The organism is Streptomyces pactum, from assembly GCF_002005225.1.
Lineage (GTDB): Bacteria > Actinomycetota > Actinomycetes > Streptomycetales > Streptomycetaceae > Streptomyces > Streptomyces pactum_A.
Map to the genome: position 1 here is coordinate 6,523,514 of NZ_CP019724.1, position 18,255 is coordinate 6,541,768.

Annotated in this window: 15 protein-coding genes and 1 pseudogene; 15 read left to right on the forward strand and 1 reads right to left on the reverse strand. The window is 71.9% G+C overall.

The window, feature by feature from the left end:
* The first annotated feature begins 59 nt into the window (after positions 1 to 59).
* The 15 genes from B1H29_RS27970 (at position 60) to B1H29_RS28040 (ending at position 16,814) form a co-directional block, all read left to right on the forward strand.
* The gene (locus B1H29_RS27970) at positions 60 to 659 is read left to right on the forward strand and encodes a TIGR03086 family metal-binding protein (RefSeq protein ID WP_055416300.1); all 600 of its coding nucleotides are present in this window, start codon (positions 60 to 62) and stop codon (positions 657 to 659) included.
* Positions 660 to 909: 250 nt separating this feature from the next.
* Positions 910 to 1,578: a GntR family transcriptional regulator gene (locus B1H29_RS27975; protein ID WP_055416299.1), complete on the forward strand. Its 669-nt coding sequence runs from the start codon at positions 910 to 912 to the stop codon at positions 1,576 to 1,578.
* Complete coding sequence (locus B1H29_RS27980) at positions 1,575 to 2,483, forward strand: dihydrodipicolinate synthase family protein (protein WP_055416298.1); 909 nt, start codon at positions 1,575 to 1,577, stop codon at positions 2,481 to 2,483. Before B1H29_RS27975 ends, B1H29_RS27980 begins: the two co-directional genes overlap by 4 nt.
* Positions 2,480 to 4,228, forward strand: coding sequence for an L-arabinonate dehydratase (araD, locus tag B1H29_RS27985; protein ID WP_055416297.1), 1,749 nt, complete (start codon positions 2,480 to 2,482; stop codon positions 4,226 to 4,228). The genes B1H29_RS27980 and araD overlap by 4 nt, the downstream gene beginning before the upstream one ends.
* 90 nt (positions 4,229 to 4,318) lie before the next feature.
* The gene (locus B1H29_RS27990; RefSeq protein ID WP_055416296.1) at positions 4,319 to 5,254 is read left to right on the forward strand and encodes a carbohydrate ABC transporter permease; all 936 of its coding nucleotides are present in this window, start codon (positions 4,319 to 4,321) and stop codon (positions 5,252 to 5,254) included.
* Complete coding sequence (locus tag B1H29_RS27995; RefSeq protein WP_055416295.1) at positions 5,251 to 6,150, forward strand: carbohydrate ABC transporter permease; 900 nt, start codon at positions 5,251 to 5,253, stop codon at positions 6,148 to 6,150. The genes B1H29_RS27990 and B1H29_RS27995 overlap by 4 nt, the downstream gene beginning before the upstream one ends.
* Positions 6,147 to 7,304: a Gfo/Idh/MocA family protein gene (locus B1H29_RS28000; protein ID WP_055416294.1), complete on the forward strand. Its 1,158-nt coding sequence runs from the start codon at positions 6,147 to 6,149 to the stop codon at positions 7,302 to 7,304. The genes B1H29_RS27995 and B1H29_RS28000 overlap by 4 nt, the downstream gene beginning before the upstream one ends.
* Entirely contained in the window at positions 7,301 to 8,146 is an 846-nt protein-coding gene (locus B1H29_RS28005) for a PmoA family protein (protein WP_055416293.1), read from the forward strand. The genes B1H29_RS28000 and B1H29_RS28005 overlap by 4 nt, the downstream gene beginning before the upstream one ends.
* Positions 8,143 to 9,660: a glycoside hydrolase family 43 protein gene (locus tag B1H29_RS28010; RefSeq protein ID WP_055416292.1), complete on the forward strand. Its 1,518-nt coding sequence runs from the start codon at positions 8,143 to 8,145 to the stop codon at positions 9,658 to 9,660. The genes B1H29_RS28005 and B1H29_RS28010 overlap by 4 nt, the downstream gene beginning before the upstream one ends.
* A 33-nt stretch (positions 9,661 to 9,693) precedes the next feature.
* Entirely contained in the window at positions 9,694 to 10,743 is a 1,050-nt protein-coding gene (locus B1H29_RS28015; protein ID WP_055416291.1) for a pectate lyase family protein, read from the forward strand.
* Between the two features lie 54 nt (positions 10,744 to 10,797).
* Positions 10,798 to 12,165 (forward strand): ABC transporter substrate-binding protein, encoded by a 1,368-nt coding sequence (locus tag B1H29_RS28020; RefSeq protein WP_055416290.1) that lies wholly within the window; start codon positions 10,798 to 10,800, stop codon positions 12,163 to 12,165.
* A 147-nt stretch (positions 12,166 to 12,312) separates the two neighbouring features.
* Positions 12,313 to 13,113, forward strand: coding sequence for a rhamnogalacturonan acetylesterase (locus B1H29_RS28025; protein ID WP_055416289.1), 801 nt, complete (start codon positions 12,313 to 12,315; stop codon positions 13,111 to 13,113).
* A 50-nt stretch (positions 13,114 to 13,163) separates the two neighbouring features.
* The gene (locus B1H29_RS28030; RefSeq protein ID WP_055416288.1) at positions 13,164 to 14,498 is read left to right on the forward strand and encodes a pectate lyase family protein; all 1,335 of its coding nucleotides are present in this window, start codon (positions 13,164 to 13,166) and stop codon (positions 14,496 to 14,498) included.
* A 92-nt stretch (positions 14,499 to 14,590) separates the two neighbouring features.
* Entirely contained in the window at positions 14,591 to 15,718 is a 1,128-nt protein-coding gene (locus tag B1H29_RS28035; RefSeq protein ID WP_055416287.1) for a pectinesterase family protein, read from the forward strand.
* The gene (locus tag B1H29_RS28040) at positions 15,702 to 16,814 is read left to right on the forward strand and encodes a dienelactone hydrolase family protein (RefSeq protein ID WP_055416286.1); all 1,113 of its coding nucleotides are present in this window, start codon (positions 15,702 to 15,704) and stop codon (positions 16,812 to 16,814) included. Before B1H29_RS28035 ends, B1H29_RS28040 begins: the two co-directional genes overlap by 17 nt.
* Here the strand turns inward: B1H29_RS28040 and B1H29_RS28045 are convergent.
* A pseudogene (locus B1H29_RS28045) lies at positions 16,813 to 18,162 on the reverse strand (family 43 glycosylhydrolase); the annotation flags it as partial. The gene B1H29_RS28040 and the pseudogene B1H29_RS28045 sit on opposite strands and share 2 nt — an antisense overlap.
* Between the last annotated feature and the right edge of the window lie 93 nt (positions 18,163 to 18,255).

Here is an 18,255-nt window from a genome sequence, read left to right on the forward strand (position 1 = left end):
GCGGCCGTGATCGGTCTACCTCCCGACAGAGCCTGCCACGCCCTCCCGAGGAGCAACCGATGACCCACGACACCACCACCCTCGACCTCGGACCGCAGGCGCGAGTCCTCGCGCGCCTGGCCGAGTCAGTGAGCGACGCGCGGCTCGAGGACCCGACACCGTGCCCGGACATGGCGGTCCGCAATCTGCTCGGCCATCTGACCGGCCTCGCCGCGGCCTTCCGCGACGCCGCGCGCAAGGACCTGGGCCCCACCACCGACACCAGCCCCGAAGCGACCGTGCCGGACATCGGCCCCGGTTGGCGCGAGGAGCTCCCGAAGGTGCTCGGCGAACTCGCCGAGGCATGGCGCGAGCCGCGGGCCTGGACCGGCATGACCCGGGCGGGCGGCGTCGACCTGCCCGGCGAGGTGGCCGGCGCCGTCGCCGCCGACGAACTGGTGATCCACGGCTGGGACCTGGCCCGCGCGACCGGCCAGGAGTACGAACCCGACCCGGCCGCCCTCCAGGTGTCGTACGGCCTGCTCGCGGCTTCCGCCGAGGAGTCCGAACGGGACGCGGGCATGTTCGGCCCCGTCGTCCCCGTCCCCGCCGGCGCCCCGCTGCTGGACCGGGCGGTCGGACTGAGCGGGCGCGACCCCGCCTGGACGCGGCCCGCGTAGGGCGGTCGGCGAGCGGCTGAAGCACGCGCTTACGGCCCGCGCCGCGGCAAGCGCTTACAGCAAGCGCTTACAACAAGCGGCGAACAACCTCGACTTCCTCTGTCAGAAGCATTGACGTGGCCGTGCGCCCCTCTTACCTTCAACGCGTCGTACTCCGTACGTCATATATGAGACGCGATACGCGAGATCGGATATCAGAGATCGGATATCCGAGGTCCGCGCATCCGACGCGAGATTCCGAGAGGCGCGCATGACCTCTGTGCCCACGCCGATCCCCTCCCGCACGCAGTACGTGCTGGAGGAGATCAAACGCCGCATCCTCACCGGCCGGCTCACCCCCGGCCAGGCCCTGGTCGAGACCGACCTCGCCGCACAGTTCGGGGTGTCCAAGACACCGGTGCGCGAGGCGCTCAAGACGCTGGCCGGTACCGGACTGGTCGTGATGAGCCAGTACAAGGGCGTCACGGTGCGCATGGTGGACGCGGACATGGCGCGCGAGGTCTACGACGTCCGGCTGCTCCTGGAGCCCGAGGCGCTCAAGCGCGCCGTGCGCCGCGGCGCCTCCCTGGACGCCGCCCGTGACGCGCTGACCCGCGCCGACCAGGCCACGGACACCGCCGAACGGTCCCTCGCCAACCGGGAGTTCCACCGCGCCCTGTACGTGCCGTGCGGCAACCCGCTGCTCGGCCGGATGCTCGACGAGGTCCGGGACCAGGCGGCCCTCGTCTCCGCCGTCGCCTGGGCCGCCGACCCCTCCTGGGAGCGGGAGGCCGGCGAGCACCAGGAGATCCTGCGCCTCGCCCTCGCCGGTGACGCGGACGGTGCCGCCCGCGCGCTGCACGCGCACATCGCGTCGTTCGTCGAGCGGGCCTTTCCCGAAACGGGAGCCCGGGCCCAGGAAGAGGACGGTCAGGCATGACAGCGACGTTCGAGACCCAGCGGGCGGCCCTGGCCGACGTGGTGGCGATCCCGGTGACGCCGTTCGCCGCGGACGGCACCGTCGACCCCGCCACCTACCGGGCCCTGCTGCGTCGTCTCCTCGACGGTGGCGTCACGACCCTCACCCCGAACGGCAACACCGGCGAGTTCTACGCCCTCACACCGGCCGAGCGCCGCCTCGTCACCGAGCTGACCGTCGAGGAGGCCGGCGACCGCGCGGCCGTCCTGGTCGGCGTCGGCCACGACGTGCCGACCGCGGTCGCCTCCGCGCGGCACGCCCGCGACCTGGGCGCCTCGATGGTGATGGTCCACCAGCCCGTCCACCCCTACGTCTCCCAGGGCGGCTGGGTCGACTACCACCGCGCCATCGCCGAGGCCGTGCCCGCGCTGGGCGTCGTGCCCTACCTCCGCAACCCCCAGCTCACCGGCGCCCGCCTCGCCGAACTCGCCGACGCCTGCCCCAACGTCATCGGCGTGAAGTACGCCGTCCCGGACGCCGCCAGGTTCGCCGCCTTCGCCCGCGACGCCGGCCTCGACCGCTTCGTCTGGGTCGCGGGGCTGGCCGAGCCGTACGCGCCCTCGTACTTCTCCGCGGGCGCCACCGGCTTCACCTCGGGGCTGGTCAACGTCGCCCCGGCCGTTTCGCTGAACATGATCGAAGCACTTCGTGCCGGCGACTACGCGGGGGCCATGAAGGTCTGGGAGCAGATCCGCCGCTTCGAGGAACTGCGTGCCGCCAACGGCTCCGCCAACAACGTCACCGTGGTCAAGGAGGCCCTCGCCTCACTCGGCCTGTGCCGCAGGGAGGTCCGCCCGCCGAGCAAGCCGCTGCCCGAGGACGAGCGAGCCGAGGTCGCCGCCATCGCCGCGGGGTGGTCGATATGACGGGCACACCGGGCAAGGCCGCCCGCAAGCGCCCCGAGGACCTCCGCAGCCACCAGTGGTACGGCACGGACGGCCTGCGCTCCTTCAGCCACCGCGCCCGCACCCGCCAGCTCGGCTACCTGCCCGAGGAGCACCTCGGCAAGCCCGTCATCGCGATCCTCAACACCTGGTCCGACATCAACCCCTGCCACGTCCACCTGCGCGACCGCGCCCAGGCGGTCAAGCGGGGGGTGTGGCAGGCGGGCGGCTTCCCGCTGGAGTTCCCGGTCTCCACGCTCAGCGAGACCTTCCAGAAGCCGACCCCGATGCTCTACCGCAACCTGCTCGCCATGGAGACCGAGGAGCTGCTGCGCTCGTACCCGGTCGACGGTGCCGTCCTGATGGGCGGCTGCGACAAGTCCACGCCCGCCCTGCTCATGGGCGCCGCCAGCGTCGACCTGCCCGCCGTCTTCGTACCCGCCGGACCCATGCTCCCCGGTCACTGGCGCGGCGCGACCCTCGGCTCCGGCACCGACATGTGGAAGTACTGGGACGACAAGCGGGCCGGACTCATCGGCGACTGCGAGATGCAGGAGCTGGAGAGCGGCCTGGCGCGCTCGCCCGGCCACTGCATGACGATGGGTACGGCGTCCACGCTGACCGCCGCCGCCGAGGCCCTCGGCGTCACGGTCCCGGGCGCGTCCAGCATCCCGGCCGTCGACTCCGGTCACGACCGGATGGCGGCGGCGGCCGGTCTGCGCATCGTCGAGCTGGTCCACGAGGACCGGAAGCTGAGCGACATCCTCACGGCCGACGCCTTCGAGGACGCCGTCACCACGGTCCTCGGCCTCGGCGGCTCCACCAACGCCGTGATCCACCTGATCGCCATGGCGGGCCGCGCGGGCGTCGCCCTCACCCTGGACGACTTCGACCGCGTCGCGCGCACGGTCCCGGTGCTGGCCAACGTCCGGCCCGGCGGACAGACGTACCTGATGGAGGACTTCCACTTCGCCGGCGGACTGCCCGGCTTCCTCTCCCGCATCCCCGACCTGCTCCACCTGGACCGGCCCACCGTCTCGCACGACACCATGCGCGAGCAGCTCGAAGGCGCCCTCGTCCACCACGACGACGTCATCCGCACCCGGGACAACCCCGTCGCGGACGAGGGCGGGGTCGCCGTCCTGCGCGGCAACCTCTGCCCCGACGGCGCCGTCATCAAGCACATCGCCGCCGAGCCGCACCTGCTCAAGCACACCGGGCCCGCGGTCGTCTTCGACGACTACCGGACCATGCAGCGCACCATCAACGACCCGGCACTGGGCATCACCGCGGACAGCGTGCTGGTGCTGCGCAACGCCGGGCCCAAGGGCGGTCCCGGCATGCCCGAGTACGGGATGCTGCCCATCCCCGACCACCTGCTCAAGCAAGGGGTGCGGGACATGGTCCGGATCTCCGACGCCCGGATGAGCGGCACGAGTTACGGCGCGTGCGTGCTGCACGTGGCCCCCGAGTCGTACGTCGGCGGACCGCTCGCCCTGGTGCGCACCGGCGACTCGATCACCCTCGACGTCGAGGCGCGCTCCCTCCGGCTCAACGTGGACGACGAAGAGCTGGAACGCCGCAGGGCCGACTGGACACCGCCGCCCGCCCGCTACGAACGCGGCTACGGCGCGCTCTACAACGAACAGATCACCCAGGCCGACACCGGCTGCGACTTCGAGTTCCTGGCCCGGCCGGGCAAGGTGCGCGACCCGTACGCCGGCTGAACCACACGGCAGACCGGGGGTACGCCCCTGCCCGTCGAGAAAGCGCTTCCCGCAAGACCCACGCACGACGTACCAGAACGGAGAACTGTCATGGCCCAAGCCGCAGCCGTGGCGAAACCGCCCGCGCCACCCCGGCGGCGCCGTGCCTCCGCCACGCCGCGCAGGCTCCCGTACCTGCTGATCGGGCCGGCCGCCCTGCTGATGCTGGGCTTCATCGCCTACCCGGTCATCAGCGTCTTCTACTACAGCCTGCAGGAGTACAACCCCACCAAGCCGTGGCGGAACGGCTTCGCGGGCTTCGACAACTTCGTCAAGATCTTCACCGACGACCCGGTCTTCTGGGACACCCTCGTCTTCAGCGCCAAGTGGGTCTTCGTCGAGGTCGGACTGCAACTGCTCTTCGGTCTGGCCCTGGCGCTCATCGTCAACCAGACCTTCGTGGGCCGGGGTATCGGGCGCGCCCTGGTCTTCTCCCCGTGGGCCGTCTCCGGCGTGCTGACCTCCGCTATCTGGGTGCTGCTCTACAACTCCCAGACGGGCATCACCCGCTACCTCGCCGACATGGGCATCGGCGACTACGGCACGAGCTGGCTGTCGGACACCTCGACCGTGTTCTCGGCGGCGGTCGTCGCCGACCTGTGGCGAGGCGTCCCCTTCTTCGCGATCCTCATCCTCGCCGACCTCCAGTCCGTCTCGAAGGACCTGTACGAGGCCGCCGAGGTCGACGGGGCGAGCCGGTTCAAGCAGTTCTGGCACATCACGCTGCCGCACCTGAAGGACGCCATCATCCTGTCCACGCTGCTGCGCGCGGTGTGGGAGTTCAACAACGTCGACCTGCTCTACACCCTCACCGGCGGCGGACCCGCGGGAGTGACCACGACACTGCCGCTGTACATCGCCAACACCAGCGTCGACGCCCACGACTTCGGCTACGCGTCGGCCCTCACCACGGTCGCGTTCGTGATCCTGCTCTTCTGCTCGATCGTCTATCTGCGGCTGAGCAAGTTCGGAGGCGAGAACAAGTGATCACCAAGGAGGCCCCCGCGCCCGCCCCCGCGCCCGCGCCGGCCGGCCACGAACCGCCGCGGCAGGCGAAGAAGCACCGCCCCGCCTGGGACGAGGTCCCCCGCTGGCAGATCTACCTGCCGCTCGGCGTCTACCTGGTCTTCACCCTGATCCCGTTCTACTGGATCCTGCTCTTCGCGCTGCGCCCGGCCGGCTCGACCTCGCTCGTGCCCTGGCCGATGACCTTCGACCACTTCGAGAAGGTGTGGACCGACCGCGCCTTCGGCACCTTCTTCGAGAACAGCGTGTACGTCGGCCTCGCGACCCTGGTGATGACCACCCTCGTCGCCCTGGCCGGCGGATACGCCCTCGCCCGGTTCGACTTCAAGATCAAGCGGGCCTTCATGCTCGCCCTGCTGTGCTCCCAGTTCGTGCCCGGCGCGCTGCTGCTGGTCCCGCTCTTCGAGATCTTCGCCGAACTCCAGATGATCAACTCGCTGGGCAGCGTCATCATCGCCGAGACGGTCTTCCAGCTCCCCCTGTCGATGATCCTGATCAGCAACTTCATCAAGAACGTGCCGTACTCCCTGGAGGAGGCCGCCTGGGTCGACGGCTGCGGCCGGATGCGGGCCTTCCTGGTCGTCGTCCTCCCGCTGCTGCGGCCGGGCCTGATCGCCGTCGGCTCCTTCGCCTTCGTGCACTCCTGGAACCACTTCCTGTTCGCCCTGATGTTCCTCAACAACCAGGACAAGCAGACCATCCCGGTCGGCCTCAACACCCTGATGAGCGCGGACAGCGTCGACCTCGGCGCGCTCGCCGCCGGCGGCATCATCGCGGCCGTACCCGTGGTACTGGTCTTCGCCTTCATCCAGAAGTGGCTGATCACCGGCTTCAGCGCGGGGGCGGTGAAGGGATGAGCCGGGTTCCCGTCGTCCTCGCCGGCGCCCGCGGCCACGGCCGCTGGCACGTCGCCAACATCCGCCGCCTGGAGCGGGCGGGACTCGTCCGGCTGGCCGGCGTCTGCGAACTCACACCGCTGACCGAGGAGGAGGCCGGCGGAGAACTCCCCGAGCAGTCGGCCGACTTCGGCGCCCTGCTCGACTCCACCGGCGCCCGGATCGCCGTGATCTGCACGCCGATCCCGACCCACACCGACCTCGCCCTGACCGCCGCCCGCAAAGGCGTGCACCTGCTGCTGGAGAAGCCCCCGGCCCCCTCGTACGCGGAGTTCCGCCGCATGGCCGACGGGGTCGCCGAGGCCGGTGTCGCCTGCCAGGTCGGCTTCCAGTCGCTGGGCTCGCACGCCGTGCCGGCCGTCCGCGAGCTGATCGCCGAGGGCGCGGTCGGCGAGGTGACGGGCATCGGCGGGGCCGGGGCGTGGGTGCGCGACGAGGCCTACTTCCGCCGGGCACCCTGGTCGGGCCGACGGCGCCTGGACGGTGCCGACGTGATCGACGGGGCGCTGACCAACCCCCTCGCGCACGCCGTCGCCACCGCCCTCGCGCTCGGCGGCTCCACCCGCGCCGAGGACGTCACCGGCATCGAGACCGAGCTCAGCCACGCCAACGACATCGAGGCCGACGACACCTCCTGCGTCCGGATCACCACCGCGCGCGGCCACCGCGTCACCGTGGCCGCCACCCTGTGCGCCGAGCGGCCCGAGGAGCCGTACGTCCTGGTGCACGGCAGCAGCGGCCGCATCACCTTCTGGTACAAGCAGGACCGCGTCCTGCTCCAGCGCGGCGGCCACGGTCCCGAGGAGTACCACCACGACCGCACCGACCTGCTGGAGAACCTGGTCGGACACCTCACCACCGGCGCCGCCCTGCTGGTCCCGCCGGACGAGACGGGCGCCTTCATGCGGGTCGTGGAGGCGATCCGCCGGGCACCCGACCCCGAGCCGCTGCCCGACGCCGCCTGGCACCGCGTCCCCGGCGAGCGCCGCCGCGTGGTCCCCGGCATCGACGGCCTGGTGGCCGCCGCGGCCGACACCCTGTCCCTCTACTCCGAGCTGGGCGCGCCCTGGGCGCCGCGCACGGAGCGCCCGCTGAACGAGGTGAGCACCCGATGACCGGCAACGACACCCCGGTGCTGCGCGTGGCGGGCCGTCCCGTGGGCCGGTACGTCACCCGACCCGAACTGCCCACCCGCCTGTCCCCGCGCCCCTACCTGCACCCCGTCACCACCCTGGCCGGCACGGCCGTGACCGAGTTCGGTCCCGCCGACCACCTCCATCACCTCGGCGTCGGTGTCGCCGTTCCCGACGTCGAGGGGCACAACTTCTGGGGCGGGCGCACCTACGTGCGAGGCCGGGGGCCGACCGAGCTGGACAACCACGGCGCGCAGCGGCACAGCGCCTTCCAGCTCCGCGACCCCGACGGCTTCGTCGAGGAGCTGCGCTGGGTCGCCGCCGGCGGCGAACTGCTGCGCGAGCGCCGCACCGTCGCCGCCACCGGACTCACCGCCACCGCCTGGGCGCTGGACTTCACCTTCTCCCTCACCAACGTCACCCCGGACCCGCTCACCATCGGCAGCCCCGCCACCAACGGGCGCCCCGGTGCGGCCTACGGCGGCTTCTTCTGGCGCGCCCGCAAGGAGAGCGCGGCCCCCGGGGTCTTCACCGCCGACCGAGCGGGCGAGGGGGCGGTCCACGGGACCCGCGCCGACTGGCTCGCCCTGACCGGGGAGACCTGGACGCTGGTGTTCGCCGGGGCCACGGACCGCACGCGGCGCGACCCGTGGTTCGTGCGCACCGAGGAGTACCCGGGCGTGGGTTCCTCCCTGGCCCACGACGAACGGCTGGCGGTCGCCCCCGGCGACACCGTCGTGCGCCGGATCGTCACCGTCGTCGCCGACGGCCGGCTCGACGCCGACGGCGCCGCGACCCTCGTACGAAAGGCGGTGAGCCCGTGACCCCCGAGATCGCGGAGACGTACACCAACCCCGTCCTGAACGCCGACTGGTCCGACCCGGACGTCGTCCGCGTCGGCGACGACTTCTACCTCACCGCTTCCAGCTTCGGCCGCGTCCCCGGCCTGCCGCTCCTGCACTCCCGCGACCTGGTCAACTGGTCCCTGGTCGGGCACGCCCTGCCCCGCCTGGAACCGGCGGCGGCGTTCGCGGCGCCCCGCCACGACTGCGGCGTCTGGGCCCCGTCCCTGCGCCATCACGCGGGCCGCTTCTGGATCTTCTGGGGCGACCCCGACCACGGGATCTTCCAGGTCAACGCCCCCGAGATCCGCGGCCCGTGGACCTCGCCGCACCTGGTGAAACCGGGCAAGGGCCTGATCGACCCCTGCCCCCTGTGGGACGACGAGCAAGGCGAGGCCTACCTCGTGCACGCCTGGGCCAGGTCCCGCTCCGGTATCAAGAACCGCCTCACCGGCCACCGCATGCACCCCGACGGCACCGGACTCCTCGACGAGGGCAAGGTGATCGTCGACGCCGACCGCCTGCCCGGCTGGTTCACCCTGGAGGGCCCCAAGCTCTACCGGCACGACGGCTGGTTCTGGATCCTGGCACCCGCCGGGGGCGTGGAGACCGGCTGGCAGGGCGCCTTCCGCTCCCGCGGCTTCTTCGGCCCGTACGAGGAGAAGGTCGTCCTGGAGCAGAAGGACACCGACGTCAACGGCCCCCACCAGGGCGGCTGGGTGCGCACGGCGGCCGGCGAGGACTGGTTCCTGCACTTCCAGCAGCGTGGCGCGTACGGGCGGGTGGTCCACCTCCAGCCGATGAGGTGGGGGACGGACGGCTGGCCGGTGCTCGGCCGGGACGGCGCCCCGGTCACCGAGCACGCGCGCCCCGCGCTGCCGCCGCAGCCGCCCGCCGCACCCGCGACCGACGACGACTTCCCCGGCGGACGGTTCGGCCGCCAGTGGTCGTGGACGGCCAACCCCCGCGACGGCTGGGCCACCCAGCACTCCGGGGACGGACTGCGGCTCGCCTGCGTCCGCTCGGCCGACGCGCACGACCTGCGCGGACTGCCGAGCGTGCTCACGCAGCGGCTGCCCGGCGGCCCCGCGGTGATCGAGGTGGAGCTGCGCCTGGACAGCGAGGAGCCGGGCGCGCGGGCCGGGCTCGCGGTGCTCGGCGACGCCTACCGCTGGATCGGGCTCCAGCGGGGTGCGGACGGGACCGTGCACCTGGTGCACCGGTTCGCCGAGCCGGTGGCCCGGGCCGAACGGGACGCCGACCACCCCCGCCCCGCACCGGGGGGACGGGTACGGCTGCGGATCGAGGCCGCCCCCGGGGCACGCTGCCGCTTCTCCTACGACCTCGGCGACGGGCCGCGCCCCACCGGCCAGGAGTTCGCCGCCACCCCGTGGCGCTGGGTCGGCGCCCTGATCGGCCTGTTCGCACTCGCGCCCGCCGGCCAGGGACACGCCGGCGCGGCCACCTTCACGCGGTTCCGGATCGGACCCCGCTGACCCACCTCACCCGTACGCCTGTTGGGAGCCGCAATGACGCACCTCCGTAGCAAGCGCTTGCCAGGAACCGGCAGGACCCTGGCCGCCGTCCTCGGCCTGGTCGCCGCCCTGGCCCTCGGGACGGTCGGCGAGACCCAGGCCGCCCCGGCCCATGAGACGGGGGCGCCTCGTCACTCCGACCGTGCGCACGGCTTCGCCTCCCTCGCCGGCGGCACCACCGGCGGCGCGGGCGGCGAGGTCGTCACCGTCACCGACCAGGCCGCGCTGGCGAAGTACGCGGCGGCGAAGGAGCCGTACGTCATCCGGGTGGCGGGCTCGATCGCGGTCGCGCCCTTCGGCTCGGACATCGTGGTCGGCTCCGACAAGACGATCATCGGCGTCGGCGACACCGGCGAGATCGTCCACGGCGAGCTGCACCTGAACCCCGGCACGCACAACGTGATCATCCGCAACCTCACGATCCGCGACAGCTACGTCGAGGGCGACTGGGACGGCAAGACCACCGACTTCGACGCGATCCAGATGGACTCCGTCCACCACGTCTGGATCGACCACAACCGCCTCACGCACATGGGCGACGGCCTGCTCGACATCCGCAAGGACAGCGAGTACGTCACCGTCTCCTACAACCGCTTCGAGAACCACAACAAGGCGCTCGGCATCGGCTGGACGGACAACGTCCGCACCCAGATCACCATCGACCACAACTGGTTCACCGGCACCAAGCAGCGCAACCCGTCCGCCGACAACTGCGCCTACGCGCACCTGTACAACAACTACCTCTCCGCCCAGGTCGCCGACGGCGACCCGCTGTGGACGTACGGGAACTGGGCGCGCGGCGCGACGCGGATGGTCATCGAGAACAGCTACTACGACGGGGTCCAGCACCCCTACCAGGCGGACGCCACCGCGGAACTGGTGCAGCGCGGATCGATCCTGAAGGACACGGCCGGCCGGCACGACGCCTGGGGCGACGCCTTCGAACCCCGCGACTTCTACGACTACCGGCTCGACCCGGCAGCCGCCGTTCCGGCGCTGGTCAAGCGCTTCTCCGGGCCGCAGCAGCAGCTCGGTGCCCACTGACTCCCCCACACTCCGTTCACCGCTCCGTTGGATCCAGAAGAAGAGAGCCGACCAATGAAGATCAGCAATCGCAGCAGCAGCAGAAGGACAGGCGGGCGCCGGACATCCGCCGTCGTCGCCCTGGGGGCCGTGCTCGCGCTGACCGCCACCGCCTGCGGTGACGACGGCAGCGGGGCGGGCGGCGACAAGGGTGCCGAGGGCAGCGGCAAGGGAAAGATCGTCTTCTGGGACAACAACGGCGGTATCCGTACGGCCGTCTGGAAGGAGATCATCGCCGACTTCGAGAAGGCGAACCCGGACATCGACGTGCAGTACGTCGGGATCGCCGCCACCGAGTACCAGTCCAAGGTCGACACCGCCATCCAGGGCGGCGGCCTGCCGGACGTCGGCGGTGTCGGCGCGGCGATGCTCGCAGGGTTCTCGGCCCAGAAGGCGCTGGAGCCGCTGGACGACCGGCTCGCCAAGTCGTCCCTGAGCGGCAAGCTCAACAAGGACATGGTCGAGTCCCTGAAGGCGGCCGGCGGCGGTGACGGCACGCTGTACTCGGTGCCGACCTCCGCGAACAACGGTGTCCTGTACTACCGCACCGACCTGTTCGAGAAGGCCGGGCTGGACGCGCCGACGACGTGGGACAAGTTCTACGAGGCCGCCGAGAAGCTGACCGACGAGGACGAGAACGAGTTCGGCTACACCATCCGCGGCGGCTCCGGCTCCATCGCCCAGGCGCTCGACGCGATGTACGGGCAGTCCGGCATCACCTCGTTCTGGGACGCCGGCAAGAAGAAGACGACCGTCAACGACCCGAAGAACGTCGAGGCGCTGGAGAAGTACGCGGCCCTCTACAAGAAGGCCACGCCGGCCGCCGACGTCAACAACGACTTCGCCAAGATGGTCGCCCAGTGGGACTCCGGCACGATCGGCATGCTCAACCACAACCTGGGCTCCTACCAGGACCACGTGAAGGCGCTCGGCGTCGAGAAGTTCCGCGGTATCCCGCAGCCGGTCGGTGCCTCCGGCAAGCGGGTGCAGGTGTCCAACCCGGTCGACGGGCTCGGCGTCTTCAAGAGCTCCGAGAACAAGGAGGCCGCCTGGAAGTTCATCGAGTTCGCCACCTCGCCCGAGCAGAACTCGAGGTTCAACGAGTCGGCGGGGCAGGTGCCGTCGAACACCGAGGCCGCGAAGGACGAGTGGATCCAGAAGGCGGAGCCGACGAAGCTGGCGGCCGAGGCGCTGAACGACGGGTCCACGACCATCGTCCAGCTCCCGTACTACCTGCCGGACTGGAACACGCTGTCCAAGTCGGAGAGCGAGCCGGGGTTCCAGAAGGTGCTGCTCGGTGAGATGAGCGCGAAGGACTTCCTGGACGGGCTGGCCGAGAAGCTGAACGAGGCGCAGGCCGAGTGGACCGAGCAGATGGGTTAGCCGGTTCCGGGTTTCGCCGTGGGACGGTCCGTGGTGCGCGGGCTGCGGGCCGTCCCCGACCGGCCGCGCCCACGCGGCGCGGCCGCATGCCGATCCAGCCCCGCGCCCCTGGTCGATCCCCTCACCGCTCCCGAAAGGTGTGCCGGCGTGTCCGTTACCCGAAGACAGATCACTACCGCAGCGCTTGCCTCCGTCCCCCTGGCGTTCGCCGCCACCGGCACCGCGCAAGCCGGCGGACGCCGCCCCCGGACCCTCTACATCGCCGGTGATTCCACCGCCGCGCAGAAGTACGCCGACGCCGCGCCCGAGACCGGGTGGGGCATGGCACTGCCCTTCTTCCTCCGCAAGGACCTCCGCGTCGCCAACCACGCCGTGAACGGACGGAGCTCCAAGAGCTTCGTCGACGAAGGGCGGCTGGACATCGTCCTCGACGCGCTCCGGCCCGGCGACCTCCTGCTCGTCCAGTTCGCGCACAACGACGAGAAGGACGAGGACCCCACCCGCTACACCGAGCCCTGGACGACGTACCGGGACCACCTGCGGCTGTACGTCGACGGCGCCCGGGCCCGCGGGGCGCGGCCGGTGCTGGCCACGCCCGTCGAGCGGCGGCGGTTCGACGCCGCGGGCGACGCGAGGCCGAGCCACGGGGAGTACCCGGCGGCGATGCGGGCGCTCGCGCGGGAGGAGGGCGTGGCACTGCTCGACGTACAGGCGCTGTCGCTCGCGCTGTGGCAGCGGCTCGGTGCCGAGGGGACCAAGGCGTACTTCAACTGGACCGCCACCGAGCAGGACAACACCCACTTCAACCCGCCCGGCGCGATCGCCGTCGCCCGGCTCGTCGCGCGGGAGTCGCTGCGCACGCGGGTGCTGGCGCACCGGGACGTGCGCCGGCTGGACGAGGAGATCCCCGAGTCCTGGATCGACTGGCCCGCGCCGGGCACCGCGTAACGTCCCCAGACTTCCAGACTTCCGCACTTCCGGAAAAGGAGAGCCGCACCATGAGCACATCGAGATGGCATGGGCATGCCATAAAGAGAACCGCCGCGCTCGTCGGCTGCACCGCCCTCGTACTGAGCCTGACCGCGGCCACCGCGCAGGCCCGTCCCGGTCACCACCACCCCCGCGACACCGCCCGGCAGACCCTGCCGGCCAACGACGGCTGGGCCTCCCACGGCACCGGCACCACCGGCGGGGCCGCGGCCGCCGAGGAGCGGGTGTTCACCGTCTCCACCTGGGCCGAGTTCAAGGCCGCCCTCGCGGCGGAGGGCACCGCGCCGCGGATCATCAAGGTGAAGGGCACGATCGACGCCGTCTCCGAGGGCTGCGGAACCTTCGCCGTCCCCGGCTACGACTTCGACGCGTACCTGGAGAGGTACTCGCCCGAGAACTGGGGCAGGGAGACCGACCTGAGCGACGAGCCCGACGACAGCCCGGAGGGGCTGCGCCGCGCCTCCGCCGCCCGGCAGGACGGGGCGATCAAGGCGAACGTCCCCGCCGACACCACCATCATCGGCGTCGGGCGCAACGCCGGGCTCAAGGGCGCCAGCCTCCAGATCAAGGGCGTGGACAACGTCATCGTCCGCAACCTGACCTTCGAGAGCCCCGTGGACTGCTTCCCGCAGTGGGACCCCACCGACGGCGACAAGGGCAACTGGAACTCCGAGTACGACAGCGCCGTCGTGTACGGGTCGACGCACGTGTGGCTGGACCACAACACCTTCACCGACGGCGAGCACCCCGACAGCGCGGCACCCACCCACTTCGGCATGCTGTACCAGCAGCACGACGGCCAGCTCGACATCGTCAAGGGTGCCGACTACGTCACCGCCTCCTGGAACGTCTTCACCGAGCACGACAAGACGATCCTGATCGGCAACAGCGACAGCGAGTCGACCGCCGCGGTCGACCGCGGCCACCTGAAGACGACCTTCCACCACAACCGCTTCGAGGACCTGGTCGAGCGGGCGCCCCGGGTGCGGTTCGGCCAGGTCGACGTCTACAACAACCACTTCGTGGCCGGCGAGGACTACTCCTACAGCTTCGGCATCGGCAAGGAGTCCCAGCTCGTCGCCGAGCACAACGCGTTCACCCTGCCGGACGGCGTCAGCCCCGCGAAGGTGCTGAAGCGGTGGAACGACTCGCCGCTCACCGCCGCCCACAACCGCGTCAACGGCCGCGCCGCCGACCTGATCGCCGCGCACAACGCGGAGAACCCGGACACGCCCCTGCGGTCCGGCGCGGGCTGGACGCCCACCCTGCGCACCAAGGTCCTCCCGGCCTGGGCGGTTCCCTTCATCGTCGACCACGGCGCGGGCGCCGGCCGCCTGCGCTGACGCCCACCCCGAACCGGGGGGCCGGGGCGCCCGCACCGCCCCGGCCCCCCGTCCCTCCCCCCGGTCCCTCCACACTCCGAAGGAGCACCCGCATGCACCGACCCGCCCTGTCCCGCAGAGGCTTCCTCCTGACGACCGCGGGCGCGGGCGCCGCCCTCGCTCTCACGGCCGGCCCCGCCGTCGCCGGCACCCGACCGCGCCCGCGCCCGTTCGGCCGGTACGGCTCACCGGCCGCCCGCCGCACCCCCAGGACCCTGTACGTCGACCCGCACGGCCGCGGTGACTTCACCTCCGTCCAGGCCGCCGTCACCGCCGCCGAGGGCCCCGGCTGGACGCTCGTCCTGGCCCCCGGCACCTACCGCGAGACGGTCTTCGTCGACGCCGACCGCACCGAGGCGACCTGGATCGGCGCCTGCGAGGACCCGCGCGACGTCGTCATCGTCTACGACAACGCGGCCGGCACCCCCAAGCCGGACGGCTCCGGCAACCACGGCACCAGCGGCTCGGCCACCACCACCGTGCGGGCCGACGGCTTCACCGCCCACCGGATCACCTTCGCCAACGACTGGCTGCGCGCCGACCACCCCGACTTCAGCGGCACCCAGGCCGTCGCGATCAAGGTCCAGGGCGACCGGTCGGCGTTCCACCACTGCCGCTTCCTCGGCCACCAGGACACCCTCTACGCCGACTCCCGCGACCGCGGTCTCTTCGCCCGCCAGTACTACGCCCACTGCTACGTCGAGGGCGACGTCGACTTCGTCTTCGGGCGGGCGACGGCCGTCTACGAGCGCTGCCACTTCCGTACCCTGGTCCGCACCGACCTGTCCGGCGCCCCCCACGGCTTCGTGTTCGCGCCGTCCACGGTCGGCGAGAACCCGCGCGGCTACCTCGTCACGCACGGCCGCGTCAGCAGCGAGGCCCCCGACGGCTACTACAAGCTGGCCCGCCCCTGGGTGCCCAGCTCCGACACCACCGCCCGCCCGATGCTCACCGTGCGCGAGACCCACCTCGGCGCGGGCATCGACGCGGCCGCGCCCTACGCCAACATGCGGGACGCCCACCCCTGGCAGGAGCAGCGGTTCCGGGAGTACCGCAACACCGGCCCCGGCGCCGCGATCACCGTCCCCGAGAACCGGCCCCAGCTCACCCGCGCCGAGGCCGCGTCGCACACCCGCAAGGCGTACCTGGGCGACTGGCGGCCGTATGACCGCCGGTGCTGACCTGCCGGACGACCCGGCCGGGCGCCCGTACGGCGCGCTGCCCGGCTTCCACCCGGCGCTCAAGGACGAACTGGTCTTCCCGCTCGCCTGGGGCAGTTCACCGGTCCGGGACTTCGGGGCGTGGCGGCGGACGGCCCGCGCGACGGTCGAGGAGCACCTCCTCGTCGACCGTCAGGACGGCACGCCGTACGCCCCGGAGTTCGCCGCCCGCTCGGACGGCGACGGGTACACGCGGGAGCTGGTCACCCTCTCCCTCACCCGCTACGGACGGGTCCGCGGCGCCCTGCTCACCCCGCACGGCGCCGGGCCCTTCCCGGCCGTCCTGCTCCTGCACGACCACGGTTCCCGCTTCGACATCGGCAAGGAGAAGGCGGTCCGGCCCTGGTACGACGACACCCGGCTCGCCGCCGCCGGGCAGTGGGCGGACCGGCACTTCGACGGGCGCTTCCTCGGTGACGAGCTGGCCCGGCGCGGGTACGTGGTCTTCTGTGCGGACGCCCTGGGCTGGGGCGACCGCGAACCGCTCACCTACGAGCGGCAGCAGGCCCTCGCCAGTGGCCTCTTCCACCTCGGCAGCTCGCTCGCCGGGCTCCTGGCCCGCGAGGACCAGCGCGCCGCCGGCTTCCTGGCCGGGCTGGACCGGGTGGACGCCCGGCGGATCGCGGCCGCCGGCTTCTCCATGGGCGGCTACCGCGCCTGGCAGACCGCAGCCCTCAGCGACGACGTCGCCGCCGCGGTGAGCGTGTGCTGGATGACCGGTCTGAAGCAGATGCTGGTGGCCGGCGACAACAGCCTGCGCGGGCAGTCGGCGTTCCACATGCTCCACCCCGGCCTCGCCCGGCACCTCGACATCCCCGACGTGGCGAGCATCGCCGCACCGAAGCCGATGCTGTTCCTCGGCGGTGCGCGGGACCACCTGTTCACCGCCGAGGGCGTCCGCACCGCCTACGAGAGGCTGCGCGCCGTCTGGCACTCCCGCGGCGCCGCCGACCGGCTGCGCACCGAGACCTGGCCGGACGTCGGGCACGCCTTCCCGTGGCGCATGCAGGAGGAGGCCTTCGCCTGGCTGGAGTCGGTCACCGCCGCACCCGGCTGAGCGGCTCCGCGGCCGGCACCACCGCCTCGACCGTCCAGGTGCGCCTGGTGCCGTCCGCGGCCGTCACCGTGTAGGTCCGCGGCTCGCGGAAGTCGCGGCGCGTGCCGGACCTCGGGCTGACCGTCGCGCCCTCGCCGGCCCACAGCTTCGGGGCGAGGCCGCGCAGGTTCGTCCGGGGCCCCATCGGCAGGACGACCCTGCTCGTCTCCTCGCTGACGATCGCGTACCCCTGCTGCCCGCGTGCCGTGGCGTCCACGAGCGAGGCGGGGCTCGCCGGGTAGGCACCCAGCAGCCGGTCGTACTCCGCCCGCGTCACCGGGATCACCGTGCCGTGCCGCGGGCTGGCGGGCAACTGGTAGCCGGTGGACGGCGTCCACTCGCCCGAGTCGAGGTCGGTGGTCTCGAAGGGGAGGTATCCCCGGCCGCCGTACTCGTCGACGAACAGGTACCACTTCTTCTCGGTGTTGGACCTGAACACCGTCGGTCCCTCGCCGCGGTCCATCGCGCCGCGGCCGATGCAGTCCGCGACGAAGTCGTACGACGTGTCGGTCAGGGACGTCGACTTCTCGCCGGTGATGAACTTCGAGCAGGGCGATCCGGAGGACGGGTCGCGCTCGTCCTTGGTGTAGCGGTAGTACGTGCCGTCGTGCTCGACGACCGTGGAGTCGATGACCGAGTAGCCCGGGTCGTTCCAGATCCTCGGCTCGCTGAAGGTGCGGAAGTCCTTCGTGGTCGCGTACAGCATCCTGTTGTACGTCGAACCGGTGTGGTCCGGGTCGTCCTCGGCGTACAGCTTGGACGCCCAGAAGACGACGTACGCGTCGAGCTCGTCGTCCCAGTAGGCCTCCGGCGCCCAGGTGTTGCCGGCGTTGTCCGGGGACACCTCCGCCAGGCGCTGGTCGGTCCAGTGGACCAGGTCGGTGGACTCCCACACCATGATCGACTTGCTGCCGTGCCGCTGGACCTCGTCCCAACTGCCGCTGCTGTTGCGGTACATCCGCAGGTCGGTGGCGATCATGTAGAACCTGTCGCCCTCGGGCGAGCGGATCACGAACGGGTCGCGCAGTCCCTTCTCGCCGATCGTGGACGTCAGCACCGGCTCGCCCGCGTTCAGTTCGCGCCAGTGCAGGGCGTCGTTGCCGCGGCTGAGGGCGTAGCGGATCTGTTCACCGTCGGCGGTGCCCTCGCCGGTGAAGTAGGCGAAGAGATACCCCGCGTACTTCGGGGACTCGGCGGGGCTCGCGGGCGGTGCGCCCGGATGCGCGGCGCCCGGCGGGGCGGCGAGCAGGGCGAGGAGGAGAGCGAGGAAGGGGACCAGAAGCGTGCGGCGAGCGGTGTGGCGGCGCATGACACTTCCTGGGGGAGTATGAGGGATTCTGTTGGACGGTGTGCCCTCGGAGTGTCACCACTGGGAGTCGGGGCGTCAACGGGACGGCGAGGG